Source organism: Variovorax sp. 01T439_2, assembly GCF_056398445.1.
Map to the genome: position 1 here is coordinate 1 of NZ_JBFTPJ010001351.1, position 1,038 is coordinate 1,038.

Below are 1,038 nucleotides of genomic sequence, written 5' to 3' on the forward strand. Positions count from 1 at the left end.
GTTGTTCAGGGCGCGTGCACAGGCCACCGGGTACGCCCCTCCGCGAATGTCCCCCGCCTTCGGCTCCTCCTTTATTTCGCTGCGGGGAGCACCCGATGCCCTGTGCGCGAGGGCACGCTCGTTGTGCATCGCTGATCAACGACCGCTGCGCATAACGCACCCGCTGATGGGGTGCCTTGCGCAGCGAAATCAAGGAGGAGGCCGCAGGCCGGGGGACATTCGCGGAGCAAGGTACCCCGTCGGCGGGAGCGCGCCCCGAACAAAGCACGTCATGCACGACGCATCGAGTCATGGGATTCACCCCTAGTCCTCGAAGAAGCTGACGGGCAACCCCGGCGTATCGACCCGCATCGAGATCACCGTGCCCGACGCCGGCAGCCGCTCGATCTCGGCGGCGGGGCGGCCCTTGCGGGCGGTGGTGACGAAGAGCGTCTTCAGGTCGTCGCCGCCGAAGCAGGGCATGGTGGGGCACTGGGCCGGCACAGGAACGGCGGCCACGATCTCGCCCGAAGGCGCAAGGCGCAGCAGCTGCGCGCCTTCGAACATCGCGACCCAGTAGTGGCCCTGTGCATCGACCGTGGCGCCATCGGGGCGGCCTTCGTAGCGCAGCGTCGACGAATCGGGGGTCCAGCCTTCGGGCTTGGCGTCGAACTGGTGGAACACGCGGGGCTGCGAAAGCGTGTTGGCCGCCGCGTCCCAGTTCCAGGCGCGCACCTGGTGCGCGGGCGTATCGGCCCAGTACAAGGTGCGCGCATCGGGCGAGAACGCGAGCCCGTTGGCCGTGGTCACCTGGTTGGCCATCTGCGTGAGGGCCGGCGCCACGCCGCTGCCGGGCCGTGCATCGAGGCAGTAGAGCGCGGCGTTGGCGCGGTCCTTGGCCTCGTTGATCGAACCGCTCCAGAAGCGGCCGAGCGCGTCGCACTTGCCGTCGTTGAAGCGCATGGTGCGCACGTCGTGATCCACGCGCGCGATGGCGACAAGTTCACCACCCCACTCGCGCGCCCGGTAGATGCCGTCGCGCAGCGCGATCACGAGGCC

The 1,038-nt window shown here is 69.2% G+C and carries 1 protein-coding gene; it reads right to left on the reverse strand.

Going from position 1 to position 1,038, the window contains the following annotated elements; translation table 11 throughout:
- Positions 1-303 precede the first annotated feature (303 nt).
- Positions 304-1,038: SMP-30/gluconolactonase/LRE family protein (locus tag AC1DOC_RS34880; protein WP_478131742.1), on the reverse strand; the 735-nt coding region annotated here is incomplete at its 5' end.